Source organism: Streptomyces sp. NPDC004542, assembly GCF_040610035.1.
Taxonomy (GTDB): Bacteria; Actinomycetota; Actinomycetes; order Streptomycetales; family Streptomycetaceae; genus Streptomyces.
In genome coordinates this window covers 1-25,818 of sequence record NZ_JBEXLP010000099.1, presented here as the reverse complement: position 1 = coordinate 25,818, position 25,818 = coordinate 1, and the positions used below count along the sequence as shown (strand labels likewise).

The 25,818-nt window shown below is 73.7% G+C and carries 25 protein-coding genes and 1 riboswitch; of the genes, 11 read left to right on the top strand and 14 right to left on the bottom strand.

The features are described 5' to 3' along the window. Positions 1 to 109: 109 nt before the first annotated feature. The 5 genes from ABZX30_RS32815 to ABZX30_RS32795 all read left to right on the top strand — a co-directional run bounded on the left by ABZX30_RS32815 (position 110) and on the right by ABZX30_RS32795 (position 4,036). Entirely contained in the window at positions 110 to 481 is a 372-nt protein-coding gene (locus tag ABZX30_RS32815; protein WP_355940405.1) for an ATP-binding protein, read from the top strand. Between the two features lie 158 nt (positions 482 to 639). Then, complete coding sequence (locus ABZX30_RS32810) at positions 640 to 1,044, top strand: peptidase (protein ID WP_355940402.1); 405 nt, start codon at positions 640 to 642, stop codon at positions 1,042 to 1,044. A gap of 65 nt (positions 1,045 to 1,109) precedes the next feature. Further along, entirely contained in the window at positions 1,110 to 1,856 is a 747-nt protein-coding gene (locus ABZX30_RS32805) for a response regulator transcription factor (protein WP_355940399.1), read from the top strand. Further along, positions 1,853 to 3,310 (top strand): HAMP domain-containing sensor histidine kinase, encoded by a 1,458-nt coding sequence (locus ABZX30_RS32800; protein ID WP_355940397.1) that lies wholly within the window; start codon positions 1,853 to 1,855, stop codon positions 3,308 to 3,310. Before ABZX30_RS32805 ends, ABZX30_RS32800 begins: the two co-directional genes overlap by 4 nt. A gap of 207 nt (positions 3,311 to 3,517) precedes the next feature. Beyond that, complete coding sequence (locus tag ABZX30_RS32795) at positions 3,518 to 4,036, top strand: DUF1203 domain-containing protein (RefSeq protein ID WP_355940394.1); 519 nt, start codon at positions 3,518 to 3,520, stop codon at positions 4,034 to 4,036. A 227-nt stretch (positions 4,037 to 4,263) separates the two neighbouring features. Here ABZX30_RS32795 and ABZX30_RS32790 read toward each other — a convergent pair whose 3' ends face one another. From ABZX30_RS32790 to ABZX30_RS32760, 7 genes are all read right to left on the bottom strand, one after another. Next, positions 4,264 to 4,680 carry a transglycosylase SLT domain-containing protein gene (locus ABZX30_RS32790; RefSeq protein ID WP_355940391.1) on the bottom strand — a complete coding sequence of 139 codons (417 nt, stop codon included), beginning with the start codon at positions 4,678 to 4,680 and terminating at the stop codon, positions 4,264 to 4,266. Between the two features lie 353 nt (positions 4,681 to 5,033). After that, complete coding sequence (locus ABZX30_RS32785; protein ID WP_355940388.1) at positions 5,034 to 5,852, bottom strand: ECF transporter S component; 819 nt, start codon at positions 5,850 to 5,852, stop codon at positions 5,034 to 5,036. Then, on the bottom strand, positions 5,849 to 7,561 hold the full coding sequence (locus ABZX30_RS32780) for an ATP-binding cassette domain-containing protein (protein WP_355940385.1): 1,713 nt from the start codon (positions 7,559 to 7,561) through the stop codon (positions 5,849 to 5,851). Before ABZX30_RS32780 ends, ABZX30_RS32785 begins: the two co-directional genes overlap by 4 nt. Beyond that, complete coding sequence (locus ABZX30_RS32775) at positions 7,558 to 8,655, bottom strand: CbiQ family ECF transporter T component (protein ID WP_355940382.1); 1,098 nt, start codon at positions 8,653 to 8,655, stop codon at positions 7,558 to 7,560. Before ABZX30_RS32775 ends, ABZX30_RS32780 begins: the two co-directional genes overlap by 4 nt. Further along, positions 8,642 to 9,292: an SCO2322 family protein gene (locus tag ABZX30_RS32770; RefSeq protein WP_355940380.1), complete on the bottom strand. Its 651-nt coding sequence runs from the start codon at positions 9,290 to 9,292 to the stop codon at positions 8,642 to 8,644. The genes ABZX30_RS32775 and ABZX30_RS32770 overlap by 14 nt, the downstream gene beginning before the upstream one ends. Further along, complete coding sequence (locus ABZX30_RS32765; protein WP_355940377.1) at positions 9,289 to 10,530, bottom strand: prenyltransferase/squalene oxidase repeat-containing protein; 1,242 nt, start codon at positions 10,528 to 10,530, stop codon at positions 9,289 to 9,291. Before ABZX30_RS32765 ends, ABZX30_RS32770 begins: the two co-directional genes overlap by 4 nt. Positions 10,531 to 10,642: 112 nt before the next feature. Continuing rightward, positions 10,643 to 10,779, bottom strand: a riboswitch (cobalamin riboswitch). Between the two features lie 212 nt (positions 10,780 to 10,991). Continuing rightward, entirely contained in the window at positions 10,992 to 12,053 is a 1,062-nt protein-coding gene (locus ABZX30_RS32760) for an MBL fold metallo-hydrolase (protein WP_355940375.1), read from the bottom strand. A gap of 259 nt (positions 12,054 to 12,312) precedes the next feature. Between ABZX30_RS32760 and ABZX30_RS32755 the strand changes: the two genes are divergently transcribed. Both ABZX30_RS32755 and ABZX30_RS32750 read left to right on the top strand, forming a co-directional pair. After that, a complete protein-coding gene (locus ABZX30_RS32755) occupies positions 12,313 to 13,770 on the top strand; it encodes an aldehyde dehydrogenase (RefSeq protein WP_355940373.1) in 1,458 nt (485 codons plus the stop codon). Positions 13,771 to 13,774: 4 nt separating this feature from the next. Further along, complete coding sequence (locus ABZX30_RS32750; RefSeq protein ID WP_355940370.1) at positions 13,775 to 14,047, top strand: ferredoxin; 273 nt, start codon at positions 13,775 to 13,777, stop codon at positions 14,045 to 14,047. Positions 14,048 to 14,476: 429 nt separating this feature from the next. On the opposite strand, the gene ABZX30_RS32745 is transcribed toward ABZX30_RS32750, so the two are convergent. Then, the gene (locus ABZX30_RS32745; RefSeq protein ID WP_355940368.1) at positions 14,477 to 15,130 is read right to left on the bottom strand and encodes a TetR family transcriptional regulator; all 654 of its coding nucleotides are present in this window, start codon (positions 15,128 to 15,130) and stop codon (positions 14,477 to 14,479) included. Between the two features lie 220 nt (positions 15,131 to 15,350). Here ABZX30_RS32745 and ABZX30_RS32740 point away from each other — a divergent pair, with 220 nt between their 5' ends. Genes ABZX30_RS32740 through ABZX30_RS32730 form a run of 3 tightly spaced genes read left to right on the top strand, consistent with a single transcriptional unit; the run spans position 15,351 to position 18,522 of the window. Beyond that, a complete protein-coding gene (locus ABZX30_RS32740; RefSeq protein WP_355940366.1) occupies positions 15,351 to 16,727 on the top strand; it encodes a glycosyltransferase family 4 protein in 1,377 nt (458 codons plus the stop codon). After that, the gene (locus ABZX30_RS32735) at positions 16,721 to 17,455 is read left to right on the top strand and encodes a methyltransferase domain-containing protein (RefSeq protein WP_355940363.1); all 735 of its coding nucleotides are present in this window, start codon (positions 16,721 to 16,723) and stop codon (positions 17,453 to 17,455) included. The genes ABZX30_RS32740 and ABZX30_RS32735 overlap by 7 nt, the downstream gene beginning before the upstream one ends. After that, complete coding sequence (locus tag ABZX30_RS32730; protein WP_355940360.1) at positions 17,452 to 18,522, top strand: prenyltransferase/squalene oxidase repeat-containing protein; 1,071 nt, start codon at positions 17,452 to 17,454, stop codon at positions 18,520 to 18,522. Before ABZX30_RS32735 ends, ABZX30_RS32730 begins: the two co-directional genes overlap by 4 nt. A 551-nt stretch (positions 18,523 to 19,073) precedes the next feature. Here ABZX30_RS32730 and ABZX30_RS32725 read toward each other — a convergent pair. The 6 genes from ABZX30_RS32725 to ABZX30_RS32700 all read right to left on the bottom strand — a co-directional run bounded on the left by ABZX30_RS32725 (position 19,074) and on the right by ABZX30_RS32700 (position 25,188). Beyond that, positions 19,074 to 19,361 carry a hypothetical protein gene (locus ABZX30_RS32725; RefSeq protein WP_355940357.1) on the bottom strand — a complete coding sequence of 96 codons (288 nt, stop codon included), beginning with the start codon at positions 19,359 to 19,361 and terminating at the stop codon, positions 19,074 to 19,076. A gap of 46 nt (positions 19,362 to 19,407) precedes the next feature. After that, a complete protein-coding gene (locus tag ABZX30_RS32720) occupies positions 19,408 to 20,418 on the bottom strand; it encodes an LLM class F420-dependent oxidoreductase (protein WP_355940355.1) in 1,011 nt (336 codons plus the stop codon). A gap of 109 nt (positions 20,419 to 20,527) precedes the next feature. Then, the gene (locus tag ABZX30_RS32715; protein ID WP_355940352.1) at positions 20,528 to 21,322 is read right to left on the bottom strand and encodes a hypothetical protein; all 795 of its coding nucleotides are present in this window, start codon (positions 21,320 to 21,322) and stop codon (positions 20,528 to 20,530) included. Between the two features lie 117 nt (positions 21,323 to 21,439). Then, complete coding sequence (locus tag ABZX30_RS32710) at positions 21,440 to 22,414, bottom strand: N-acetylmuramoyl-L-alanine amidase (RefSeq protein ID WP_355940349.1); 975 nt, start codon at positions 22,412 to 22,414, stop codon at positions 21,440 to 21,442. Between the two features lie 200 nt (positions 22,415 to 22,614). Beyond that, positions 22,615 to 23,271 (bottom strand): class I SAM-dependent methyltransferase, encoded by a 657-nt coding sequence (locus ABZX30_RS32705; RefSeq protein ID WP_355940346.1) that lies wholly within the window; start codon positions 23,269 to 23,271, stop codon positions 22,615 to 22,617. A gap of 174 nt (positions 23,272 to 23,445) precedes the next feature. Next, entirely contained in the window at positions 23,446 to 25,188 is a 1,743-nt protein-coding gene (locus ABZX30_RS32700) for an MFS transporter (protein ID WP_355940343.1), read from the bottom strand. Positions 25,189 to 25,386: 198 nt separating this feature from the next. On the opposite strand from ABZX30_RS32700, the gene ABZX30_RS32695 reads away from it, so the two are divergent. Beyond that, the coding region (locus tag ABZX30_RS32695; protein WP_355940340.1) for an MFS transporter at positions 25,387 to 25,818 on the top strand (432 nt) is incomplete at its 3' end.

The following is a 25,818-nucleotide window of genomic DNA, read 5'->3' as shown; positions in this document are numbered from 1 at the left end:
TTGTATCCATGTGGTAGCCGAGAGTAGTCACGCGAGGTCATCCTCGTCCTGTGAACGACTACTTTCCCCCGTCCTGGTGGGTCTGGGCTCCCGCCCGGCCCAGTACCGCATGAGCCTCACCGTCGGGGAGCACTCGGCACGGCACATCCGCCGGATCGTCCGGTCGTGCCTGGACGAATGGGAGTTGGCCGAGCTGACGGAGGCGGTGCAGCTGGCCGTGACCGAGCTGGTCGCCAACGTCGTACGGCATGTCCCGGACCGCCGCTGCGCGCTGGTGCTGCTGCGGCAGGCGGCGGGCGTGCGGGTGGAGGTGACGGACGGGTGCCCGCGACTGCCCTGCGTCCCGGACGAGTTGACGCCGGACGCGGAAGGCGGGCGGGGGCTGCTGCTGCTCGACGCCGTGGTGGGGAAGTGGGGGGTGGAGCCCGTGACCGGGGGCGGGAAGACGGTCTGGTTCGAGTGCGGCGCCGACCGCGTGTGACCTGCTGTCCTGTGACTGCTGGGAAAGATTGGCGGTTTGCTGGTCTGTTGCTGTCCTTTGCCGGCCGTGCTCTGGAGGGCGAGTTCCTAGGGTCGGGTGCGTCCCCCGGTGATCCGGTCTCACGGACCACCGGAACCCGAGTGTTCTGGAGACGCCTGATGCGTGCTTTTCCCCGTCGTGCCCTGCTCGCCGCCCCCGCCGCCGTGCTGATGTTCTCCCTGGTGGCCTGTGGGGGAGGGTCCGACTCCGGCTCCGGCGACTCGAAGGCCGCGGACACCCAGCAGTCGGCTCAGAGTGCCGGGGGCGTCCAGGCGACGGGGGAGGACGAGGCCGGTGAGGAGAAGGAGACGCCGCTGACCGGTGAGGTCAAGCAGAAGGCGGAGGCGGCGGCGCTGGCCCAGTACCCGGGCACGGTGGTGAAGTCCGAGGAGGACAGGGAGAAGCCCGGCATGCTCGCCGTGGAGGTCAAGAAGGCGGACGGCACGTCGGTCGAGGTCTACCTGGACAAGAGCTACAAGGTGACCGGCACCAAGCAGGAGGGCACCGAGGAGGACGAGGGCTGACGTTCCTTCCCCGCTCTGTGATGAACGCTCCGGCTCCGGCCGCACGGTTGTGCGAGCCTGTCGCCATGCGGCTGCTGTTGATAGAAGACGACGACCGGATCGCCGGGCCCCTTACCGAAGGGCTCGGCCGGTACGGGTTCACGGTCGACCGGGCGCGTACCGGTGCCGCCGGCCTCGCGGACCGTGTGGCGGCTCCGGATCTGGTCCTGCTCGATCTCGGGCTGCCGGACATGGACGGCCTGGACGTCTGCCGCACGCTGCGCGCCCGGTCCGGGATCCCCATCATCATGATCACCGCCCGGGGGGAGGAAGCCGACCGGGTCGTGGGACTGGAGCTGGGCGCGGACGACTACCTCGCCAAGCCGTTCGGCGTGCGGGAGCTGGTCGCCCGCATCCGGGCGGTCACCCGCCGCACCGGTGCGCTGCAAGCGGTGCCGCAGGCAGCGCACGGGCCTGCGGCCGGGGGGACGCCGGTATCCGCGTCGGCAGCCGTGGCGCAGCGGCTGGGTCCGCTGGAGATCGACCGCCGCACCCGGCAGGTGCGCGTGGAGGGTTGCGAAATCCAGTTGTCCCCGCGGGAGTTCGACCTGCTCGCCCACCTCGCGGAGGATCCCGGGGCCGTGCGTTCCCGCCAGCAGATCATGGACACGGTGTGGGACCCGCACTTCTTCGGCCCCACCAAGACCCTCGACGCACACGTCGCGGCGCTGCGCCGCAAGCTGGGCGATCCCGCCTGGATCATCACGGCGCGTGGTGTGGGCTTCCGGCTCACCGTGCCGGGCGAGGCGGGGCCGGCCGAGGGAGCGTCGTGACCCGGCGCCTGGTGTTCAGCTACCTCGCGCTGGCCCTGCTGGTGCTGCTGGTGCTGGAGATCCCGCTCGGCTACCTGTACGCCCGGGGGGAGGAATCCCGCTTCTCCCAGGGCGTCGAACGCGACGCCTCGATGCTCGCCGAGGTCGCCGAGGAGAACATCGAGAAGGGCAACCTCAGGGCCCTGCCCGAACTGGCCGGGGAGTACGTCGAGGACAACGCCGGCGCCCGTGTCGTGGTCGTCGACCGCACGGGCCGGGTCCTCACCGACTCCGCCGGTTCCGTCACCACGGGTACCTCGCTGGCGGCCGAGCCGGACATCGCCACCGCCCTGCGGAACCGGGCCACCGTCGCCACCCGTACGGGCGCCGACGGCGCCGATGTGCTCGCGGTGACGATGCCCGGCTCTTCCGGCACCACCGTCCGCGGTGCGCTGCGGGTGACCTGTCCGATGACCATGGTCACCGACCGGGAGCACCGTATCTGGGCGGTTCTCGCCGTGGCCGGCGCCGGCATCCTGGCTGCCGTGGCGCTGGTGGCGTTCGCCCTGGCCCGCTGGATCACCCGGCCCCTGCGCACGCTGGAACGCGCCACCACCCAGCTCGCCGAAGGCCGCCTGGACAACCCGCCCGACGCCGGCAGCGGACCTCCCGAACTGCGCCGTCTGGCTGCCGCGTTCACCCATACCGCCGCGCGCCTGCAACACCTGCTCCAGGCCCAGCAGGGCTTCGCCTCCGAGGCGTCCCACCAGCTCAAGACCCCGCTGACCGCGCTGCGGCTGCGGCTGGAGAACTTCGAGCCCTATCTCGACCCACGCGCCCATCCGAGCCTGGACGAGACGATCGGAGAGGTCGAACGTCTCAGCCGCATGGTCCACGGCCTGCTCGCCCTGGCCCGTCTGGAGAACGCCGCGACCACCCCCGAACCCGTGGACGCGGACGGCGTCCTCGCCGAGCGGGCGGCCATGTGGGCGCCCCTCGCCGCCGAGCAACAGGTCACCATCACGCTCACCGGACCGGCGGTCGGCCGGGTGTGGGCGATCCCGGGGGCGGTGGAGCAGATCATCGACAACCTGGTCGCCAACGCGCTGCGCTTCTCCCCGCCGGGCACGAGCATCACCCTGGCCCGTGCTCCTGCGGCCGATCTGCACGTCATCGACCAGGGCCCCGGCATGCCGCAGTCCGACCGGGAGCGGGCCTTCGACCGCTTCTGGCGTGCGGCCGACTCCCCTCACGACGGCACCGGCCTGGGCCTGCCGATCGTCCGCCACCTCGTGCGGGCCTCCGGCGGAGACATCACCCTGCACGCGGCACCGGGCGGCGGCCTGGACGCCCACGTCCGCCTGTGCCCCGCGGACCGGGCCGGCCCTTTCCGGACGGCCGCCGTCCCGGCACGCCCTGCTCGCCGTTCAGCTCAGCACGCCGAGCGCGCTCGGCAAGCGGTCAGCCGGGAGTGATGGAGCTTCACTGGAGGCTGGACCGGTGCTCGTGGGTGGGGTCGGCCCGGCAGACGAAGACGTCGAGGTGACCTCCGCGGCCGACCAGCACCTGGGTGGGAGTGTTGGCGCCGTCAGTGCCGACGGTCAGTCTCCTGCGTAGGCGTACACCAACGTGACGTCCGTTTCCTGCCAGCGAACGCACGTGCGTCGGGCCAGCATGGGCACATGACCAGGTACACCGTGCTCCCCGTTGACACCGTCGCCCTCAAGGAATTGCGGGTTGCCGATGACGCGGGCCGTCCCTGCGCCCCGTACATCGCGACCCGCGACGACGTGGGTTCCCCGCTGCGCTGCTGCCTGCGCCCCCTCACACTCGGCGAGCGGATTGCCCTTGTTTCGTACGCCCCGTTGCGTCGTTGGGCCGCTGCGAAGGGTGCAGATCCGGGCGCGTACGACGAACAGGGCCCCGTCTTCATCCACGCCGATGACTGCGGTGGGTTCACCCCCGGTGAGAACTACCCCTTCACCCGGCCGGGCGCCCTGCGTACCGTGCGCCGCTATGACGCCCGGGGCCATATCGCAGGTGGCCGCCTTCTGGAGATTCCGGCCGACGCCACGGCCGGCTTCGATGCGGCCTTCGACGATGCGTTCAACGACCCGGACGTGGTGCTCGTGCACGTCAGGGCGCTGGAATACGGATGCTTCCACTTCGAGGTGCGACGACTGTCCGCTGAGGAGCAGTAGCCGCAGTAGCCGCGGAGCTGCCTGAAGGATCGATTTCGAGGGACCGGCTGCCCGTGGGGGACGAGGGGGCCCAAGGTTCGGTTGTGACGCCGGGCTTGGGCTCCCTCGCCGCCGCCGTCGGCCAGGCGCAGGTGGGCCGTGCGGCCGCCGAGGGGTGGTGTCCGGGCGTACGCGCGCACCCCCGCCGACGTGGGCGGGGGTGCGCGCGTGTGCTGGACCGGAAGGGCTCAGTACCAGCCGTTGGCCTGCCAGAACTTCCAGGCGGCGGCGGGGCTGCCGTAGCGGGACTTCATGTAGTCCAGGCCCCACTTGATCTGGGTGGCGGGGTTGGTCTTCCAGTCGGCGCCGGCCGAGGCCATCTTCGAGGCCGGCAGGGCCTGGACCAGGCCGTAGGCGCCGGAGGAGGAGTTGGTCGCGGCCACGTTCCAGCCGCTCTCCCGCTTCACGATGTTGTTGAACGCGTCGTACTGCGCGGCGTCCGGGATCATCTTGTGCGCGATCGACTGGGCCTGGGCGGGTGCGACGGTGGTCGCGGCGTGGGCCGGGGCCGAGGTCAGGACCAGGCCGGCGGTGGCGGCGGCCACGGTGGCGGCGGTGAGGGCCTTCTTCGGGGAAGCGATGCGACGGATGAAGGAGACGGACACGGAGAACCTCTTCGCGACGGGGACAGGGAGCGCCGGACGCGTTCCGGAACCACGCGGTGCGGGGCTGTGCGGTGCGTACGTCGGCGCCGCGACCCGTGGGGTGCGTCGGCGCCTGGCGACCGCTCCAGAGAAACAGGCCCGAAACGTGTCCGCAATGCCCCCCTTTACTAGTTGCGGCCGGATCCAGGAGGTAAGTCCGAGGTGTGAGCTGGGTCGCACGGCGCAGGTCGGGAGGGGTGCGGCTGCGGACATATCGGGCACATGTCGCTACGGTGTGGCGTCGTAGGTGACCTGCGTCATGTGGGGTGCTTCACGATCGGGCCGACGCACGGTGGGCGAGGGGTCGCCGAGCGTCACCGGGAGGACGTGTCGAAGGTGACCGCGGTCTCGAACGCGGCCCGGCGCGTGGCCCGGCGCAGTGCCCTGAGGACCGCCGGGCCGAGCGTCAGGGTCAGTACGACCGTGCACACCGCCCGGCCCAGGTCCCAGCCGAGGGAGGTGGCCAGGCAGTACGCGAGGAAGCGGGCCAGGTTCGCGGGGACGGCGGCGTGCGGGTCGAAGGCGATGCCGGAGGCCAGCGCGCTCATGAAGGGCCAGCCCGCCAGGTTCATCACCGTGCCGTAGGCGAACGCGGCCAGGCAGCCGTAGGCGGCCAGCAGCGCGAGTTCGGCCCGGCCGCGCAGCCGGTCCGGGCCCGGCAGCAGGCCCGCGCCCATCGTGAACCACCCCATGGCGAGCATCTGGAACGGCATCCAGGGGCCCACCCCGCCGGTGAGCAGGGCGGACGCGAACATGGTGACCGAGCCGAGGACGAAGCCGAAGCCCGGGCCGAGGACACGCCCGCTGAGCACCATGAGGAAGAACATCGGCTCGACGCCCGCGGTGCCCGCGCCGATCGGCCGCAGCGCGGCGCCGGTCGCGGCCAGCACCCCCAGCATGGCCACGGCCTTCGGCCCGAGACCGGACTCGGAGATCGTCGCGGCGACGACGGCGACGAGCAGCCCGAGCAGCCCGGCGAAGAGCCAGGGGGCGTCCTGCGCGTGCGCGCCGAGCTGCGAGGTGGGCGGGGCGAGGAAGGGCCAGCCGAAGGCGACCACGCCGACCGCGCCGACCAGGACGAGGGCGGCCGTGGAGCGGGGGCCGAGGAGGACGGGACGGGGGCGGCGGGTCATGCGAGCGCCTCCCGGACCTGGGCGACCGTGAGCCAGCGCTGCGGGGCGAGGATCTTGGTGACCTGGGGGGCGAAGGACGGGGAGGAGACGACGATGTCGGCCGTCGGGCCGTCGGCGATCACCTCGCCGTCGGCGAGCAGCACGACCCGGTGGGCGATCTCGGCCGCCAGTTCCACGTCGTGCGTGGCCAGCACGATCGCGTGCCCCTCGGCCGCGAGGCCGCGCAACACCGCGACCAGGCGGGCCTTCGCCGCGTAGTCCAGGCCCCGGGTCGGCTCGTCCAGCAGGAGCAGCGGCGGACGGGCGGCCAGCACGACGGCCAGGGCGAGCGCCAGTCTCTGCCCCTCGGAGAGATCGCGCGGATGCGTGTCGTCGCCGATGCCCGGCAGCAGCCGGGACACCAGTGCCCGGCAGGTGCCCGGCGCGGCCCCCGCGTCCCGGTCGGCCGCCGCGCACTCCGCGCCGACCGTGTCGGCGTACAGCAGGTCCCGCGGTTCCTGCGGCACCAGACCGGCCCGGCGCACCAGCTCGCGCGGCGGGGTGCGGTGCGGGACGGCTCCGCCGACGTGCACCGACCCGGCGGACGGGGTGACGAGGCCCACCAGCGCGGACAGGAGGGTGGACTTCCCGGCGCCGTTGCGGCCCATGAGGGCGACCGTCTCGCCGGGGGCGACCGTGAGGTCCACGTGCCGCAGCGCTTCGACGCCGCCCCGGCGGACGGCCAGGGAGCGGACCTCGGCTGCCGTGGGAGGCGCCGCGGCCCGCTCGGGGGCGCGCCGGAACAGGTGCCTGCGGGCAGCGGGCGGCGGGGGAGCGGGGGCCGTGGCGGGCGGCGGCGCGTCGGGGGGCGGCTGCGTGTCGGGGGCCGGCTGCGTGTCGGTGGGCGCGTCCCGCCCGGCCAGCCGGTCCCGGAGTCCGCCCGCCCGGCGGCGCGCGTCCCGTACCGTCAGCGGCAGCGGGGACCAGCCCGCCAGCCGGCCCAGGTCGACCACCGGCGGGTACACCGGGGAGACGGCCATCACCTCGGCCGGGGTGCCGAGGACCGGGGCGGCGCCGGGTGCGGGCAGGAGCACGACCCGGTCGGCGTACTGGACGACGCGCTCCAGCCGGTGCTCGGCCAGCAGGACCGTCGTCCCGAGGTCGTGCACGAGCCGCTGGAGGACGGCGAGGACCTCCTCCGCGGCGGCCGGGTCGAGCGCCGAGGTCGGCTCGTCGAGGACGAGGACCCTGGGGTGCGGGGTGAGGACGGAGCCGATGGCGACCCGCTGCCGCTGGCCGCCGGAGAGGCCCGCGAGGGGCCGGTCCCGCAGACCGGCCAGGCCGAGCAGGTCGAGGGTCTCCTCGACGCGCCGCCGCATCACCTCCGGTGCGAGGCCCAAGGACTCCATCCCGTAGGCGAGTTCGTCCTCCACGGTGTCCGTCACGAAGTGCGCGAGCGGGTCCTGGCCCACCGTGCCCACCACGTCGGCGAGTTCACGCGGCTTGTGGGTACGGGTGTCCCGGCCGGCGACCGTCACCCGGCCGCGCAGGGTGCCGCCGGTGAAGTGCGGCACCAGCCCGCCGACCGCGCCCAGCACGGTGGACTTGCCCACGCCCGACGGGCCCGCGAGCAGCACGAGTTCACCCTCGGGCACCTCGAAGTCCACACCGCGGACGGTCGGTTCGGCCGCCCCGTCGTACGTCACGGAGACGTCCTCGAAACGGATCACGGCGACTCCTTGGGGTCCGGGTCCCCGGGGGCCGCGGGGACGACGAAGGCGGGGAGCAGGGCGAGGAGTACGGCGGCCGCCGGCCAGAGCGGAAGCCGGGGCGCGCTCAGCGGTACGACCCCGGGGTGCAGGGCGTCGGGGTCGTGCACGGCGGCGAGGGCCAGCAGGGCGGCGACCGCCGCGCCGGACCCGGCGACCAGCCAGGCGCGCGCGTCCCAGGCGTCCGGGCGGTAGCGGGTGCGCAGGGTACGGCGGCCCCCGAGGCGCAGGCCCACGAGGGCCGCGGCGACCGAGGCCAGGAGGACCGGCAGCCCGTACGTGCCGCCTTCGGCGGTGAGCAGGCCGTACGTGCCCGCGCAGATGCCGAGCAGGCCGCCCAGGGTGAGGGCGGCGGTCGTACGGCGGATCCGGGCGGGGACGTCGGCGCTGCGGCCGTAACCGCGGGCGTCCATCGCGGCGGCGAGCGCGACGGACCGCTCCAACGCGCCCTCCAGTACCGGCAGTCCGACCTGGAGCAGGCCGCGCAGGCCCCGGTCCGGGCGGCCGCGCAGCCGGCGGGCGGCCCGCAGCCGTCCGACGTCGGCGATCAGGTGCGGCGCGAAGGTGAGGGCGACGACCACGGCCACCCCCGCCTCGTACAGCGCGCCGGGCAGGGACTTGAGCAGCCGGGCCGGGTTGGCGAGGGCGTTCGCCGCGCCGACGCAGACCAGCAGCGTGGCCAGCTTCAGGCCGTCGTACACCGCGAACAGCACTCCCTCGGCGGTCACTTCGCCGCCCAGACGGATGCCCTGCGCCCAGTGGGGCAGCGGGACCTCGGGGAGGCTGACGAGCACGTGCGTGCCGGGGATCGGGGAGCCGAGCACCACCGCGAAGACGAGGCGGATGAGCAGGACGGCGAGGGCGAGCCGGGCGAAGGCACCGTAGGAACGGGCCCAGGGGGCGGTGCCGCGGTGGGTGGCCACGACGTAGGCCGAGGCCGCCACCAGCAGGGCGAGGAGCAGGGGGTTGGTGGTGCGGGTGGCCGCGGTGCCCAGGCCGAGGGACCACAGCCACCAGGCGCCGGGGTGCAGCGCGGGGACGTTACGCGCGGCCACGGCGCCGAGCCCGCCATATCGCCGCCGTACCCAGGAGCACGACCGCGCCCACGCCCACCGGCAGGCCCACCGAAGGACCGTGCGCCGGCTCGCTCCGGTCCGGCTTCCCGTCCGTCCCGGCGTCCGGCTTCCCGGCCGCCACCTGCTCCCCGCACCCCTTGCGCGGATACCCGGCGATCGCACACAGCAGCGCGTTGGCGTCGTAGCGGAGCGGGCCGGCCGCGGCGGCCAGCGCGTCCGCCGTCGTCCCGTCGGCCGGGACCGCCGCGCAGGCCGTCCGGCGGGCGGGCGGTGTCTCGCCGGCCGGGGCGTCCGCGGCCGTGCCGAAGTCGAGGACGAGGGCCACCCGCTTCCGGCCCGCCTGAGCGGGCGTCCGGGCGCAGATCGCGTCGAAGTCCGCGGTGCCGCGCGGACGCGTGGCGTCGGCGGAGTCCTCGCTCACCGCGAACCGGAAGCCCTGGACGTCGCCGTCGGCGGGACGCGCCGTCGACGGGCCCTGGGTGGCGTACGTCCAGTGGCCGCCGGTGTGCTCCCAGAAGGACCAGTAGCGGTAGCCGGCGGCCTCGGCCTGCCCGGCCGCCGCCACGCACAGGAACACGGCCAGGAGCAGTGCCCCGGCACGGCGGACGGCGGTCACGGCTGCTGCCTCCGGCGGCGGCCGCTGAGCAGGAAGCCGATGCCGATGCCCGCGACGAGGCCGGTGCCGACGATCCACCACAGGCTCGTCCCCGAGTCGTGCCCGGCCGGCTCGGTCTCGCCGCCGGTGGCCCGGGCCGTCGCCGTCCGCGGCGCGGGTCCGGTCGCGCCGAGGGCCCGCACCAGGTCCGTACCGCCGAAGTGACGCGGGTCGGCGCCCATCGCGTGCGCGGTGAGGATCAGTTGGGCGTAGGCGGCGGGGCCGCTCTGCTTCGCCCACCGCGCGGCGTTCTTCTCCAGCCAGGCGTACGGCTTGTGCGCCTGCTTCGTCCAGCCCCGCGCGGCCAGGGCGACGACCGCGTCGGCGGTGTTGCCGTAGTCGGGCTGGTCCTTGGCGCCGGGGAGGGCGGAGGTGAGGTGGCCGCTGTCGTGCATCTCGTCCGCCAGGTAGGCGGCGCCGTTGCCGGCGATCTCCCGCGGGGTGAGCGGCTTGTCCGAGTCGGCGCAGGCGTAGCCCTCCTCCGGGGCCTTCGCGGCCGTCGTCACGAAGCCCTTGCCGAGCGCGCCCAGCACCCCGGCCGCCGTCGCGTCCGCGTTGGCCGCCAGTCCGCCCTTCTTGTCCGGCTGGTAGGCGAGGGCGCCGCCGCCGTCCTCGTCGCAGGGGATGGACCACGTGGCGAGCAGGTCGGCCGGGGTCCTGGTCCCGGTGCGCAGGTGGAGGGGGTCCTCGCCGGCCGCCGCGAGCGCGCCGACGACGACGGAGGTGGAGTTGGTGTCGCTGGGCGAGCCCGGCGTGTACCCCCAGCCGCCGTCCTTGTTCTGCGCCTTCTTCAGCCAGACGGCCGCCTTGTGGACCTCGCCGTCGTGCTCGCCGAGCGCCTTCAGGGCCTGCACGGCGGCGGCCGTGCTGTTGGTGTCGGCCTGGGCCTTGGTCTTCTCGCACGACGTGGCGGGATCCGGGCGGTAGGCGGGGAAGCCGCCGTCGGCGCACTGCTGCCCGGCCAGCCAGTCGACGGCCTCGGCGGCGGGCCGGACACCGACCGTGCGCTGGGCGAGCAGCGCGAGGGACTGCCGCCACACCCCGTCGTACTTCGGGTCCGTGCCGCCGTACAGCCCGGACGGGAGCGCCGTCGACGGGGAGGGCGACGGGGACGCGGCCGTGGCGGGCGCGGCCGCGGCTATGACGCCGACGGCGGCGAGAGCCGCGGCGCCGCGGCGGACGTTCCGGCGGACGTTCATGGTCGGGTACTGCCTCTCCCTGCGGGGGAGCGCGGGCAGCACGGGAGGACCCCGGGCGGCTCGGCTCCGTAGACCTCGACGGTGCCGTGCGCGGCGGGCCGCCGCGCGCGTGAGCCGGTCAACGTCCCGTGCGGGGTGGTCCGGCTCACCGTCGAAGGACGGCTCACGGTTGCGGGTCAGCGCCGGAATTGCACCGGCTTCCCCCCGTACGGGTGATGACGACCCGGTCACTCTACCCGGCGGTATCCGGGGGCTGAGAGGCGGCTGTGGGCCGGGGCGCGGGCGGGTGGCCGGGCGGGACGGCTGTGCGGTGGCCGGGGTCCCGTCCGCGGCGCGGACGGAGAGACCGATGAGGGGCCGGTGAAGAGACCGTTCGGGAGACTGCCGTGTTCCGGCCGGACGGCCGGGGCGTACGGGGGCGGCGAGAGCCTCGCCGGTTCGCGGGGGGCGGGACGACCGGATTACACGGCCGCGTAGGCCACCGGCTCGCCCTCCGCCACCGCCTCCGCCCGCCCCAGCTTCACCAGTCTCCGCAGATGGGCCTCCGCCTCCGACACCGCGATGGTCCGCGAACCGTACGGGATCTGCTCCCAGGGCCGGTTCCACTCCATCCGCTCGGCCAGCTGCCAGGGGGTGAGGGGCTCGGCGAGGAGGGAGAGCAGGCCGGTGAGGCGGGCCTCGTGGTGGGCGAGCAGGTCCCGGACCCGGGACGGGGCGTCGGTGAAGGCGTGCTGGTGGGCCGGCAGGATCTCGGCGGGGTCGAGTGCGCCGATCCGCTCCAGCGAGGCCAGGTAGTCGCCGAGGGGATCGGTGACCTCCCCCACGCTCGGCTTCGCTCGCGCGGGGGCGCCCCCATCGTCGTCGGGGTCCTCGTACAGCCCGATGTGCGGGGTGATCCCGGGGAGCAGGTGGTCGCCGGAGAAGAGGCGGCCGTGGCCGGGCAGCCGGGCCGGATGGGCCTCCTCCAGGTGCAGGCAGACGTGGCCCGGGGTGTGGCCCGGCGTCCACAGGGCGCGCAGGCGGCGGCCGGGGAGGTCGAGGAGTTCGCCGGGGACGATCTCGCGGTCGGGGAGGGCGGGGGAGAGGCCGGGCACGGCACGGCGGCGGCCGCCGCGCAGGGGGGCCACGTGCTCCTCGGGCGCTCCGGCGGCGGTGAGCTTGGCGGCCATATAGGTGTACCAGCGCCCGGGGTCGGTCCGCCGGGCCCGGCGGACGATCGCCGCGTCGGCCGCGTGCATCGCGAGCCACGCGCCGGAGGCCTCCCGCACCCGCCCGGACAGCCCGTGGTGGTCGGGGTGGTGGTGGGTGATGACCACACCGTGGATCTCGGTGACCGCGGTGCCGAGGGCCGCCAGCCCCGCCACCAGGGTGTCCCAGGACGCCGGGTCGTCCCAGCCGGTGTCGATCAGCACCGGGCCCCGGTCGGTGTCGACCACGTACACCAGCGTGTGACCCAGCGGGTTGTCCGGGATCGGGACCGCTATGGACCGTACGCCGCCGCCGTGCTCGAACGTCTTCGCCATCCGTCCTCCGCCCGTCCCGCCCCGGCCGTCTCCCGCGACCGCTGCCCACTATAACTAGAACTCGTTTCACCAGAGGGGGCCCGTCACCGATGGGGAGCACCTGGAATGCGGGGCGTGACCACCGCTCCTACGTTGGTTCGGGGTGGCCGTCTTCGCGAACTGATTCCCGGGCTGCCGACCGGGTCTGGCCTAGTTCGACCAGAACTGATATCAGTTTCTGAAACGGCGTCAGATTTGGTAGCGCGGGAGGCAGTCGGCCATGACCGAGCTCGTGGAACACGGACAGCTGTTCATCGGCGGGGAGTTGACCGACCCTCTGGGCAAGGACGTCATCGAGGTCGTCTCCCCGCACACCGAGGAGGTCATCGGACGGGTGCCGCACGCCTCGCGCGCGGACGTGGACCGGGCCGTCGCCGTGGCGCGCCGCGCCTTCGACGAAGGGCCCTGGCCGCGTACGCCGCTCGGGGAGCGGATCGAGGTCGTCGGCCGCATCAAGGACGCGATCGCCGCCCGCCACGAGGAGATCGCCCGCGTCATCTCCGCCGAGAACGGCTCACCGTACTCCTGGAGCGTCCTCGCGCAGGCCCTCGGCGCGATGATGGTGTGGGACGCGGCGATCAGGGTCGCGCGGGACTTCACGTACGAGGAGACCCGCGACGGGGTCCTCGGGAAGCTCCTCGTCCGCCGCGAGCCGGTCGGCGTCGTCGCGGCCGTCGTCCCCTGGAACGTCCCCCAGTTCGTCGCCGCCGCCAAGCTCGCGCCCGCGCTGCTCACCGGCTGCACGGTGGTGCTCAAGCCGTCGCCCGAGTCGCCGCTGGACGCCTACCTCCTCGGCGAGATCGCCAAGGAGGCCGGGCTGCCGGACGGCGTGCTGTCCATCCTCCCGGCCGACCGCGAGGTCAGCGAGTACCTGGTCGGGCACCCCGGCATCGACAAGGTCTCCTTCACCGGCTCGGTCGCGGCCGGCAGGCGCGTGATGGAGGTCGCCGCCCGCAACCTCACGCGGGTGACGCTGGAACTGGGCGGCAAGTCGGCGGCGGTCGTCCTGCCCGACGCGGACGTGGCGGCCTCGGTCGCGGGTATCGTCCCGGCGGCCTGGATGAACAACGGCCAGGCCTGCGTCGCCCAGTCCCGCATCCTCGTGCCCCGCTCCCGCTACGACGAGTTCGCCGACGCCTTCGCCCGGGCGGCGGCCGCGCTCACGGTCGGCGACCCGCTCGACCCGGCCACCCAGGTGGGCCCGCTGGTGGCCGAACGGCAGCAGCGCAGGAACCTCGACTACATCCGCATCGGCCAGGAGGAGGGCGCCAAGATCCTCACCGGTGGCGGGCGGCCGGCCGGGCTGGAGCGCGGCTGGTACGTCGAGCCGACCCTCTTCGGCGACGTCGACAACTCCATGCGCATCGCCCGTGAGGAGATCTTCGGCCCGGTGATCTGCCTCCTGCCCTACGGCGACGAGGCCGAGGCTGTGAAGATCGCGAACGACTCGGACTACGGCCTCTCCGGCAGCGTGTGGACCTCGGACGTCGAGCACGGCATCGAGGTCGCCCGGCAGGTCCGCACCGGCACCTACTCGGTCAACACCTTCAGCCTCGACATGCTCGGCCCGTTCGGCGGCTACAAGAACTCCGGGCTGGGGCGGGAGTTCGGGCCCGAGGGGTACGGCGAGTACCTGGAGCACAAGATGATCCACCTGCCGGCCGGCTGGGAGGGCTGAGGTGATGGGGGTGACTCCCGCGCGAGCGGATTCGAGCGTGGGGGCGGGCGACCGCTGGCACATCGAGGTCGACCGCTCCGTCTGCATCGGCTCCGCCCAGTGCCTCCACCACGCCCCCGGCGGCTTCCGCCTCGACACCGCCCGGCAGTCCCACCCCGTCGAGGCGGACACCGACGCGAACGAGAAGGCGCTGGCGGCGGCCGAGAACTGCCCCGTCGAGGCCATCTCGATCACGCTGGCGGGCAGCGGGGAGGCGGTCTTCCCGCCGGAGGAGTGAGCGGCAGGAGTGCGCGGGAGGAGTGCGCGGGAGGAGCGCGCGGGAGGAGTGCGCGGGAGGAGCGCGCGGGAGGAGTGCGCGGGAGGAGTGCGCGGGAGGAGCGCGCGAAAAAAATCCTCTTTGGGGGGTTCCATCCGGCACTGCACGGATTATCCTGAAAGAGCCTACGGGACGAGTGAGGGAGTCCGACCGGAGTAGCCGACTTTGGCGCGACGCCGAAGCGATTCGGCATCCGCCGGGGCCGACATCGACGGTCGGTCTGAGAGGCCGGATGGCAGCGGTCAGGCCGGAAGGCGACCCCCATCACCTGATCCGGACAATGCCGGCGAAGGGAACCCGTCTCGTAGGTCTTTCGTGTGCGCTCACGCGTCCGGACGGCCACTCGGCCGGCGCCCCAGCCCCAGCCCCAGCCCAGCCCCAGCCCCAGCCTCAGCCTCGGTCTCGGCGGCGGGACGCCCCGCCCCGCGCCGGCTCCGTCAGGTCGATCAGGCGGCACACCGTCTCGATGTCGATCTTGACCTGGGCGATGGAGGCGCGGCCCGACAGCCAGGTGATCAGCGCCGAGTGCCAGGTGTGCTCGATCACCCGGACGGCGGAGAGCTGCTCGGGGGTCGGGTCGTCCAGCCCCATCGCGTCCAGGATGATCGCCGTGGTCTGCCGGGAGACCTGGTCGACCTCGGGCGAGACGCTGCGGTCGGCGAAGGTGAGCGCGCGGACCATGGCGTCGGCGAGGTGCGGCTCGCGCTGGAGCGCGCGGAAGGCCCGCATCAGGGTCTCCGCCACCCGCTCGGCCGCCGTCTCGCCCGCCGGGGGCTTCTTCCGCAGCGTGCCGTGCATGTGCTCCAGCTGGTCCTGCATCGTGGCGACCAGCAGGTGCACCTTCGACGGGAAGTAGCGGTACAGCGTGCCGAGCGCCACCTGGGAGGACTCGGCGACCTCCCGCATCTGCACCGCGTCGAAACCGCCCCGGCTGGCCAGCTGTGCGCTGGCGTGCAGGATCCGGCGGCGCCGGGCCTCCTGCCGCTCCGTCAGAGGGGCGGAGGCGGGGTGCGCGGTACTGGATTCCTTGGCGTGCGCGGGCATCGGTCCCGTTCCGTGACAGTCGGTGAGGCGGCCGGTGAGGGCGAGTGATCACCCAGCATGGCAGGGGCCCGGCCGTGGCGCGAATCACCTGATCCACTGCTGCCCGCACCCCTACCTGCCGGTAGATTCAGAGGCTCTTGAACGATCAAGTCTGAAACTTGTTCTAGATTAGCGTCCCGACGTAGTCTCGCGGGACAGAGCAGGGAGAAGGGGGCCCGGAGTGACCGCTGAGGCCAGGGGGGCGGGTGCCACGGAGGACCCCGCCGCCGACGGCGAGCGACCGCTCGACATCGCGCTCCTCACCTACAAAGGGAACCCGTTCTGCGGCGGTCAGGGCGTCTACGTACGGCACCTCTCCCGCGAGCTGGCCCGCCTCGGCCACCGGGTGGAGGTCATCGGCTCCCAGCCGTACCCCGTCCTGGACGAGGCCGAGGATCACGCCGGCCGGCTCAGCCTGACCGAGCTGCCCAGCCTCGACCTGTACCGCCAGCCCGACCCCTTCCGCACCCCGGGCCGCGACGAGTACCGCGACTGGATCGACGCGCTCGAGGTCGCCACCATGTGGACCGGCGGGTTCCCGGAACCCCTCACCTTCTCCCTGCGCGCCCGCCGCCATCTGCGCGCCCGCCGCGGCCGGTTCGACGTCGTGCACGACAACCAGACCCTCGGCTACGGCCTGCTGGGCGACATCGGCGCCCCCCTGGTCACCACCATCCACCACCCCATAACGGTGGACCGGCAGTTGGAGCTGGACGCCGCGGACGGCCGGCGGCGCCGCTACGCGGTCCGCCGCTGGTACGCCTTCACCCGTATGCAGAAGCGCGTCGCCCGCCGGCTGCCCTCCGTGCTCACCGTCTCCGGCACCTCCCGCCAGGAGATCGTCGACCACCTCGGCGTCCGCGACGACCGGATCCACGTCGTCCACATCGGCGCCGACACCGACCTCTTCTCGCCGAATCCGGCGGTGCCCGTCGTGCCCGGCCGGATCGTCACCACCTCCAGCGCGGACGTACCGCTCAAGGGCCTGGTCTTCCTCGTCGAGGCGCTCGCCAAGGTGCGCACCGAGCATCCGGACGCCCACCTCGTCGTCGTCGGCAAGCGCGCCGAGGACGGACCCGTCGCCCAGGCCATCGAGCGGTACGGCCTGGACGGCGCCGTCGAGTTCGTGAAGGGCATCTCCGACGCCGAACTGGTCGACCTGGTCCGCTCGGCCGAGGTCGCCTGCGTGCCGTCGCTGTACGAGGGCTTCTCCCTGCCGGCCGCCGAGGCCATGGCCACCGGCACCCCGCTGGTCGCCACCACCGGCGGCGCGATCCCCGAGGTCGCCGGGCCAGACGGGGAGACCTGCCTGGCCGTGCCGCCCGGCGACGCGGGGGCGCTGGCCGCCGGGCTGGGCCGGCTGCTCGGCGACCCCGGACTGCGTGCGCGACTCGGCGCGGCCGGGCGCGAGCGGGTGCTCCAGCGGTTCACCTGGGCGCGGGCCGCCGAGGGCACGGTGGCCCGGTACCGCGAGGCCATCGGCCGTACCAGGGCCGGGAATCCGGGCCGCCCCGCGGCCGCAACAGGCGTCTACTCCGAAAGCAGGGCCACGTGCTGACCGTCGACTTCTCCCGGTTCCCGCTCGCCCCGGGCGACCGTGTCCTGGATCTCGGCTGCGGGGCCGGCCGGCACGCCTTCGAGTGCTACCGGCGCGGCGCGCAGGTCGTGGCCCTCGACCAGAACGCCGAGGAGATCCGCGAGGTCGCCAAGTGGTTCGCGGCGATGAAGGAGGCGGGTGAGGCCCCCGCGGGCGCGACCGCCACCGCCATGGAGGGGGACGCCCTCGCGCTGCCCTTCCCGGACGAGTCCTTCGATGTCGTCATCATCTCCGAGGTGATGGAGCACATCCCCGACGACAAGGGCGTACTGGCGGAAATGGTCCGGGTGCTGAAGCCTGGCGGCCGGATCGCCGTCACCGTCCCGCGCTACGGCCCCGAGAAGGTCTGCTGGGCGCTGTCCGACGCCTACCACGAGGTCGAGGGCGGCCACATCCGCATCTACCGGGCCGACGAACTGCTGGCGAAGATCCGCGAGGCCGGCCTGGAGCCGTACGGCACCCACCACGCCCACGCCCTGCACTCCCCGTACTGGTGGCTGAAGTGCGCGTTCGGCGTCGACAACGACAAGGCGCTGCCCGTGCGGGCGTACCACAAGCTGCTGGTCTGGGACATCATGAAGAAGCCCCTCGCCACCCGGGTCGCCGAGCAGGCGCTGAATCCGCTCATCGGCAAGAGCTTCGTGGCCTACGCGACCAAGCCGCACCTCCCCCGGGTGGACGCCAAGTGACGACGCCCCGGACAGAGCACCTCGTCCTGCCCGGGGTCCTCACCGCCGAGCAGGCCGCCGTGACCGTACGCGGCATCCTCGCCGTGCAGCGGGAGGACGGCGCGATCCCGTGGTTCCGGGGCCACCACCTCGACCCCTGGGACCACACCGAGGCGGCCATGGCCCTGGACGCGGCCGGCGAACACGAGGCAGCCGAGCGGGCGTACACCTGGCTGGCCCGGCACCAGAACGAGGACGGCTCCTGGTACGCGGCCTACGCGGACGGGGCGCACGACGACGTCACGGACCGGGCCCGGGAGACGAACTTCGTCGCCTACATAGCCGTCGGCGTCTGGCACCACTACCTCTCCACCGGCGACGACACGTTCCTGGACCGCATGTGGCCCTGTGTGTACGCGGCGATGGAGTGGGTGCTGCGCTCCCAGCAGCCCGGCGGGCAGATCGGCTGGCGGCGCGACGACGACGGCACCGGCACGGCGGACGCGCTGCTGACCGGCAGTTCCTCCGTCCACCACGCGCTGCGGTGCGCCCTCGCCATCGCCGACCAGCACGAAGAGCCCCAGCCCGACTGGGAGTTGGCGGTCGGCGCGCTGCGCCACGCGATCCGCCGGCACCCGGAGCGCTTCCTGAACAAGGACCGCTACTCGATGGACTGGTACTACCCGGTCCTGGGCGGCGCCCTGACCGGCACGGAGGCGAAGGAACGCATCGAGGCCGACTGGGACCGCTTCGTCGTCCCCGGCCTCGGCGTCCGCTGCGTCGTCCCCAACCCCTGGGTGACGGGCGGCGAGTCCGCCGAACTCGCCTTGGCCCTCTGGGCGATGGGCGAGTCCGACCGCGCGCTGGAGATCCTCCAGTCCATCCAGCACCTGCGCGACCCCGACACCGGCCTGTACTGGACCGGCTACGTCTTCGACGACGACGCCGTCTGGCCCCGCGAACTCACCACCTGGACCGCGGGCTCCCTGCTCCTCGCCGTCGCCGCCCTCGGCGGCCACGAGGCGACCTGCGCCGTCTTCGGCGGCGAACACCTGCCGCGGGGGCTGGACCCGGACTGCTGCGGTTAGCCGTCCGGCGGTTCGACGGCACACGGGCCCGGGCCCCGGGGCGTGTGGCCGGTGGGCCCGCGGCCGGGCCGTGGCCGTGCGGGATGGCGGTCCCCGTGCCGGGGGCGCGTGCCCGATCGGGGGGGGCGGTGACGTGCGGGGCCCCTTGCGCCGTCCCGCTGTCCTACGGCCGGCGTGCCCCGGAGGGGGCGGTGCCGGTGCGTGCGGTCGGCGGTGGCGTGGCCACGAAGAGGCAGACCACGGCGGCCGGGCCGTGGCCGGCGATGCCGCGGGCCCAGGCCCGGCCGAGAGCGCCTCGCCTTCCGGGGCCGCCCCCGGGCCTCAGGTTGCGATCAGGGACATCCGGGGGCGCGTGGCCGGTCCGCCCGCAGCCGGTCGGGGCAGCGGCCCGTGCCGCCGCGCGGTGGTGGGGTCCGGTGGGCCCGGACCGGTCGGCGGGGATCGCCACCGGCCGTCCGGGGGGCCGGGACCTTGCCGCGATGGGGCACGGTGGCCGTGGGTGCCCTTCGAGCCGGCCCGGGACCGTGTCATCCGCGTACCCCCCGGAGGGCTCAGTGGCGGTGCAGGCGGTGGGCCACGGCGTGGCCGATGAAGAGGTAGACCACGGCGGCCAGGCCGTAGCCGAAGACGACGCGCGCCCAGGCCCTGTCGAAGGTGAACAGGTCACGCGACCAGCCGGCCAGCCAGTCGGCCGCGCCGTGGACGAACCGGACCAGGTCGTTGGCCCGGTTCGCGTCCAGCAGGTACATCAGGATCCACAGTCCGAGGATCACGGCCATGATGTCCGCGACCACCGCGACGACCGTACCGGCGGAGTTGCCACTGCGATATCGAGACATACTCTCCGTCTGGCCCGGCGCGCCCGGTTGAAACCGCCGCAACCGCCTAGGAGTTCAGCTCCGCCAGCACCCGCAGCGCATGCGGATCCGGTGACAGCGCCAGCAGGTCCGTCACCGGGCCCTTGCGCCACGACTCCAGGCGCTCCGCGATGCGTCTCAGCGGGCCGACCAGGGAGATCTCGTCGGCGAACGCGTCCGGGACGGCCCGGACGGCCTCCTCGCGGCGGCCGGAGAGGAACAGGTCCTGGATGCGGCGGGCCTCCTCCTCGTAGCCCATGCGCGCCATCAGGTCGGCGTGGAAGTTGCGGGCCGCGTGGCCCATGCCGCCGATGTAGAAGCCGAGCATGATCTTCACCGGGAGCAGGCCCTCGGCCACGTCGTCGCAGACCCGCACCTGGGCCATGGGGGCGACGAGGAAGTCCTCCCGCAGGCCGGCCAGCGCGGGCCCGTAGACCTCGGGGCGGTTCGGCGCCCAGTACAGCGGCAGCCAGCCGTCCGCGATGCGCGTCGTCTGGGCGACGTTCTTCGGGCCCTCCGCGCCGAGGAGGATGGGCAGGTCCGGGCGCAGGGGGTGGGTGATGGGCTTGAGTGCCTTGCCGAGGCCCGTGCCGTCCGGGCCCCGGTAGGGGTGGGAGTGGAAGCGTCCGGCCAGCTCCACCGGCGCCTGGCGCCGCAGCACCTGCCGTACGACGTCCACGTACTCCCGGGTCGCGGTCAGCGGCGAGGCCGGGAACGGACGGCCGTACCAGCCCTCCACCACCTGCGGCCCCGACAGCCCGAGCCCCAGCATGACGCGCCCGCCGGACAGGTGGTCCAGGGTGAGCGCGTGCATGGCGGTGGCCGTGGGGGAGCGGGCGGCCATCTGGGCGACCGCCGTGCCGAGCCTGATCCTCGAGGTCTGCGCGGCGATCCAGGTCAGCGGCGTGAAGGCGTCCGAGCCCCAGGACTCCGCCGTCCACACGGAGTGGTAGCCGAGCCGCTCGGCCTCCCGCGCCAGTGCCACGTGGTCGGGGGAGGGGCCGCGGCCCCAGTAACCGAGCGCGAGACCGAGCCGCATGTCACCCTCCGATCTGACGAGGCGTCAGTGACGTGGCGAGCTGCGACTGTACGGCAACGGCCCCCCGCCCGGAAGAGCGAGGGGCCGTACGCGACGCTCACGGGCGGGGTCAGCCGCGCTGGATCCCGGAGGTGTCCTGCAGCACCCCACGGCGGCCGTCCTGGGTCTGCGCGACCAGGTGGGCGCCGCGCTGCTCGACCGCCAGGTACCAGGTGCCCGGCGCCAGTTCGGCGATGGGCGCCTGCGAGCCGTCCTCCGCGAACAGCGGGCGCGGCACCGGCACGGCGAACCAGAACGGCGAGAAGTCCGCGGCCGGCTGGGCCTGCGGCTGCGCGGCCTGGGGCTGCGCGCCCGGCTGCTGCCCGAAGGGCTGACCCGGCTGCGGCTGAGCACCGTACGGCTGCTGCGGCGCGCCCGGGTAGCCGTAGCCGCCGGGGGGCTGGGCGCCGTAGGGCTGCGGGGCGGCGGGCTTGGGGGGCGGGATGAGGCCGGTCTGGAGGGCGGGGACCAGTGGGGTGGCGACGGCGCCGCCGGTGAGGGCGAGGGCGGCGATCAGACCGAGGATGAGACCGGCGCCGGCGTCGACGCCGTCGGGCAGGTCCACCAGCGTCCAGAAGAGGGTCCAGGCGGACAGGATCGCGAAGCCCGTGCCGACCATGCCCAGGTCCAGACCGGCCACCTTGCGCTGCTGCGGCAGGCAGCGGTCGAGGACGATGAGGGCGGCACCGATGACGGCACCCATGTACGTGCCGAGGCCCGTTCCGAGGTCGACACCCCACGCGCTCTTGCTGTCCGAGTAGCCCGCGACGGAGTAGGAGTAGAAGGAGAGGAAGGACGCGATGAAGAGCAACACCGCTGCTCCGATCACCACGCCGTCGCCTCGAGTGAGGGAGCGGATATTCACTTCGGGTCCTTTGCAGGTCGTCTCGTCGTCGGCAGAGGCGTAGCGGGGATGGCCCCTGATCGGACGAACACTATCGTTCGAACGATCAGGCCGTACCCCGGGACCGACCGCCGGTCACTACCCGCGCAGGAAACTCACGATTCCCTCAGAGATCCCCTGCGCCGCCTTCTGCCGCCAGGCGCCGCTGGTGAGCAGTGCCGCGTCCTTGCTATCGCGCATGTTGCCGCACTCGATGAACACCTTGGGAACTGTTGACAGATTGAGACCGCCCAGGTCCTTACGTGTGACGAGACCGGTGCCGTCGCCGATGTAGTTGGACGGCGGCTCCCCCGTGACCCGTACGAAGTTGCCCGCGATCCGCTCGCCCAGGGACCGGGAGGAGGCGACGATCGGGCGGGTGTCGGCGGCGCCCGCGTGGACGGACGCCGGGAGGATGACGTGGAAGCCGCGGTTGCCCTGGGCGGACCCGTCGGCGTGGAGGGAGACGGCCGCGTCCGCGTGCGCGTCGTTGCCGATCCGGGCGCGTTCGTCCACGCACGGGCCCCAGGGCGGGGAGTCGCCGTCGTGGGTCAGCTTCACCGTGGCGCCCTGCTGCTCCAGGATCGTGCGCAGCCGGTGGGCGACGTCCAGCGTGAACCGGGCCTCCGTGTATCCGGCGTCGGTGGACGTGCCAGTGGTGTCGCACTCCTTGGAGTTGGTGCCGATGTCCACCTGGCGGTTGATCTCGGCGGTGTGCCGGAAGTTGCCCGGGTTGTGCCCCGGGTCGAGGACGACGACCTTGCCCTGGAGCGGGCCGGAGGCGGCGGGCGGCGCGGAGGCCGAGGGCGTACCGGACGCCGTGGCCGGGGCCGTGGGGCTCACCTTCCCGTCGTCCGTGGGGGAGTCCGGCGGCGACGCGGAGAGCGGGCGCGAGACGGACGCCGAGCTCGAGGCGGGGGCCGCCCGCCCGGAGCCGCCGGGGTCGCCCACCGCCTCGTACACCAGCCAGCCCAGCAGGGCGCCGGGCACCAGCGCGGCGAGCGCGACGGTCAGCGGGCCGCGCCGGGACCGGCGCGGCTGCGGGGGATCGAAGTCCGGGCCTACGTACGACACGTCTGCCACCCTAGCGGCCGTTCCCGGTGCCCACGTGCCGCAAGTGGCCCGGGCGGGTGGCGTCCTGGGGCCGCCGTGACGGCCGGTGCCGGTCGGAGGCCGCTGCCGGTCAGCGGTCGCTGCCGGTCAGCGGCCGCTGACGACGAACCACCCGGCGACCTCCGGCCCCACCAGGTGCACGCCGACGCCGATCAGGCACCTCACCGCGCGGTCCGCGCCCGCGTCCGCCGCAGCACCCGCAGCGAACCCGTCACCGAGACCTCCGTGAACTCCCCCGACTCCAGGGCCCGGAGGTAGACGCGGTAGGGGGCCTGCCCGGTGAACTCGTCCACCGGGTCCGGGAACACGTCGTGGATGACGAGCAGGCCGCCCTCGGCGACCTGGGGGGCCCAGCCCTCGTAGTCGGCGCCCGCGTGCTCGTCGGTGTGGCCGCCGTCGACGAAGACCAGGCCGAGCGGGGAGTTCCAGAACGCGGCGATCTGCGGGGAGCGGCCGACCAGCGCCACCACGTGCTCCTCCAGGCCTGCCTTGTGCAGCGTCCTGCGGAACGTGGGCAGCGTGTCCATCAGGCCGGTCTCGGGGTCGACCGTCTCCGGGTCGTGGTACTCCCAGCCCGGCTGCTGCTCCTCGCTGCCCCGGTGGTGGTCGACGGTGAGCGCGGTGACCCCGGCCTGCCGGGCCGCGTCCGCGAGCAGGATCGTCGAGCGTCCGCAGTACGTCCCCACCTCCAGCAGCGGCAGCCCCAGCCGGCCCGCCTCCGTGGCCGCCGCGTACAGCGCGAGGCCCTCGTCCACGGGCATGAACCCCTTCGCCGCCTCGAACGCGGCCAGGATCTCGGGCTTGGGTGCCGCGGGCATGGGGTTCCCTCTCGGTCGTACGCGGGTGTGGGCGCCCATGGTGCCGTACCCCCTGCCGCCGAGGCGACCGGGGGTACGGGGGCGGGCGCCCCCGAAGGGGCGCGGGGGAACCGCGCGACCAGCCACTACGGCGCCGCGGACGCCGGCCTGTGCCGCGCGGTGTCCCGCGGAGCGCTACGCGTCGACCGTCTCGCCCGGCAGGGCCAGGTCCAGTTCGACCGGCCGTGCGTCGCCCGAGTGGGTCGCGGACGAGGCGTGCGGGCCGTGGCCGGTGGCCTTCGCGGCCAGCACGTAGGCGCCCTCGGCGGGGACCGCGAGGGCGTAACTGCCGTCCTGAAGGGAGAGGGTGGCGCCCGCCTGGCGGCCCCGCCGGTCGATCAGGGTCACCTTGGCGCGGGCGACCGGGGCGCCGTCGGCGTCCAGGACCCGGCCGCGGAAGCCCCGCAGCGCCTCCAGGACCTCCTCGGCGCGCGCCAGGTTGGCCTCCTCCTCGCTGCTGGCGCGCAGCTGCGGCGCACGGTCGGGCTTGGGCAGGAACAGGGCCATGAGCAGGCCGACGGCCACCGCGCCGGTCGCGATCAGGAAGGAGACGCGGAAGCCGTGCATGGTCGGGACCGCGACGCCGCCGACGTCGTTCGCGGTGTTGGCCAGCACCATGCCGATGACGGCGCTGGAGACCGAGGTGCCGATGGAGCGCATCAGCGTGTTGAGGCCGTTGGCCGCGCCGGTCTCCGAGGCCGGGACCGCGCCGACGATCAGCGCGGGCAGCGAGGAGTAGGCCAGGCCGATGCCGGCGCCCAGGATCACCGCGATGACCAGGCTCTGCCAGGGGGCGCTCATCAGGCCGAGCCCCGCGCCGTAGCCGATCCCGATGATCAGCATGCCGAGGATCAGGGTGACCTTGGGGCCGTACTTCGCGGACAGCCGGGCGTAGACGGGCGCGGTGAACATCATCGTCAGGCCGAGGGGCGCGACGAGCAGACCCGCGACGACCATCGACTGGCCGAGGCCGTAGCCGGTGGCCCTGGGCAGCTGGAGCAGCTGCGGCAGGACCAGGGAGACGACGTAGAACGAGACGCCGACCATGATCGAGGCGAGGTTGGTGAAGAGCACGGCGGGCCGGGCCGTGGTGCGCAGGTCCACCAGCGGGGCCGCCACGCGCAGCTCCATCACGCCCCACAGGACGAGCACGGCCGCGGAGGCGGCGAACAGGCCGAGCGTGGTGCCCGAGGTCCAGCCCCAGTCGCTGCCCTTGGTGATCGGCAGCAGGAAGAGGACGAGACCGGTGGACAGGCCGAGCGCGCCCAGCAGGTCGAAGGAGCCCTCGGCACGCATCGGGGACTCCGGTACGACGAGGAGGGTGAGGGCGATGGAGAGCACGCCGAGGCCGGCGGCGCCGTAGAACAGGGCGTGCCAGTCGGTGTGCTGGGCGACGACGGCCGCGGCGGGCAGCGCGAGGCCGCCGCCGACGCCGATCGAGGAGCTCATCAGCGCCATCGCCGAACCGAGCCTCTCGCGCGGCAGCATGTCGCGCATCAGGCCGATGCCGAGCGGGATCGCGCCCATCGCGAAGCCCTGGAGGGTACGGCCGACGATCATGGTGAGCAGCTGGCTGGTGAGCGCGCTGACCAGGGCGCCGGCCACCATGACGGCGAGGCTGAGTATCAGCATGCGCCGCTTGCCGTACAGGTCGCCGAGCCGGCCCATGATCGGCGTGGCCACGGCGCCCGACAGGAGGGTCGAGGTCAGCACCCAGGTGGCGTTGCTGGGGGCGGTGTCCAGCAGTTGCGGCAGGTCCTTGATGACCGGGACGAGCAGGGTCTGCATCACCGCGACCACGATGCCCGCGAAGGCGAGCACCGGGACCACTGCGCCGCTCGCTCTCCGGGCGGGCCGGTCGGGCGTCGTGTGCGTCATTGAGTGAGGCCTCCAGTGAGATAAGTGCCTGGTCAACCTCGTATGCACAGGCAACTATTCCGTTGCTTCGAGCCTCTAACGATTTCTTGACCTCATCATGGGTATCTGACGGGTCGTCGGCGGCGCGGGTCGTACGCCCCGGGTACGGGTACGGCTACGGCGAAATGCCGATGCAAGGACCGTAGCCGCATTGAGAGCATGACACCCATGCTCGAAGCCGACGCACCCCCCATACCCCGCCGGACCACGCCCCCCACCTGGCTGGTGGTGGCGCTCGCCTGTGCCGGGCAGTTCCTGGTCGTACTCGACGTGTCCGTGGTGAACGTGGCGCTGCCCTCGATGCGCGCCGACCTCCGACTGAGCGAGGCCGGCCTGCAATGGGTCGTGAACGCCTACGCCATCGCCTTCGCCGGGTTCATGCTGCTGGGCGGGCGGGCCGGTGACCTGTACGGGCGCAAGCGGATGTTCCTCGTCGGGCTCGGACTGTTCACGCTGGCCTCGCTGGGCGGCGGGCTGGCCCAGCAGGGGTGGCAGCTGCTGCTGGCCCGCGCCGCGCAGGGGCTGGGCGCGGCGGTGCTGGCGCCGTCGACGCTGACGCTGCTGACGGCGGCGGTGCCGGAGGGCGCGGCC

Coding starts and splice junctions, on each gene's coding strand:
- ABZX30_RS32805 (WP_355940399.1), top strand. CDS start 1,110: ATGCGGCTGCTGTTGATAGAAGACGACGACCGGATCGCCGGGCCCCTT.
- ABZX30_RS32755 (WP_355940373.1), top strand. CDS start 12,313: ATGACCGAGCTCGTGGAACACGGACAGCTGTTCATCGGCGGGGAGTTG.
- ABZX30_RS32765 (WP_355940377.1), bottom strand. CDS start 10,530: ATGAACGTCCGCCGGAACGTCCGCCGCGGCGCCGCGGCTCTCGCCGCC.
- ABZX30_RS32795 (WP_355940394.1), top strand. CDS start 3,518: ATGACCAGGTACACCGTGCTCCCCGTTGACACCGTCGCCCTCAAGGAA.
- ABZX30_RS32705 (WP_355940346.1), bottom strand. CDS start 23,271: ATGCCCGCGGCACCCAAGCCCGAGATCCTGGCCGCGTTCGAGGCGGCG.
- ABZX30_RS32745 (WP_355940368.1), bottom strand. CDS start 15,130: ATGCCCGCGCACGCCAAGGAATCCAGTACCGCGCACCCCGCCTCCGCC.
- ABZX30_RS32725 (WP_355940357.1), bottom strand. CDS start 19,361: ATGTCTCGATATCGCAGTGGCAACTCCGCCGGTACGGTCGTCGCGGTG.
- ABZX30_RS32785 (WP_355940388.1), bottom strand. CDS start 5,852: ATGACCCGCCGCCCCCGTCCCGTCCTCCTCGGCCCCCGCTCCACGGCC.
- ABZX30_RS32700 (WP_355940343.1), bottom strand. CDS start 25,188: ATGACGCACACGACGCCCGACCGGCCCGCCCGGAGAGCGAGCGGCGCA.
- ABZX30_RS32750 (WP_355940370.1), top strand. CDS start 13,775: ATGGGGGTGACTCCCGCGCGAGCGGATTCGAGCGTGGGGGCGGGCGAC.
- ABZX30_RS32720 (WP_355940355.1), bottom strand. CDS start 20,418: ATGCGGCTCGGTCTCGCGCTCGGTTACTGGGGCCGCGGCCCCTCCCCC.
- ABZX30_RS32815 (WP_355940405.1), top strand. CDS start 110: ATGAGCCTCACCGTCGGGGAGCACTCGGCACGGCACATCCGCCGGATC.
- ABZX30_RS32810 (WP_355940402.1), top strand. CDS start 640: ATGCGTGCTTTTCCCCGTCGTGCCCTGCTCGCCGCCCCCGCCGCCGTG.
- ABZX30_RS32760 (WP_355940375.1), bottom strand. CDS start 12,053: ATGGCGAAGACGTTCGAGCACGGCGGCGGCGTACGGTCCATAGCGGTC.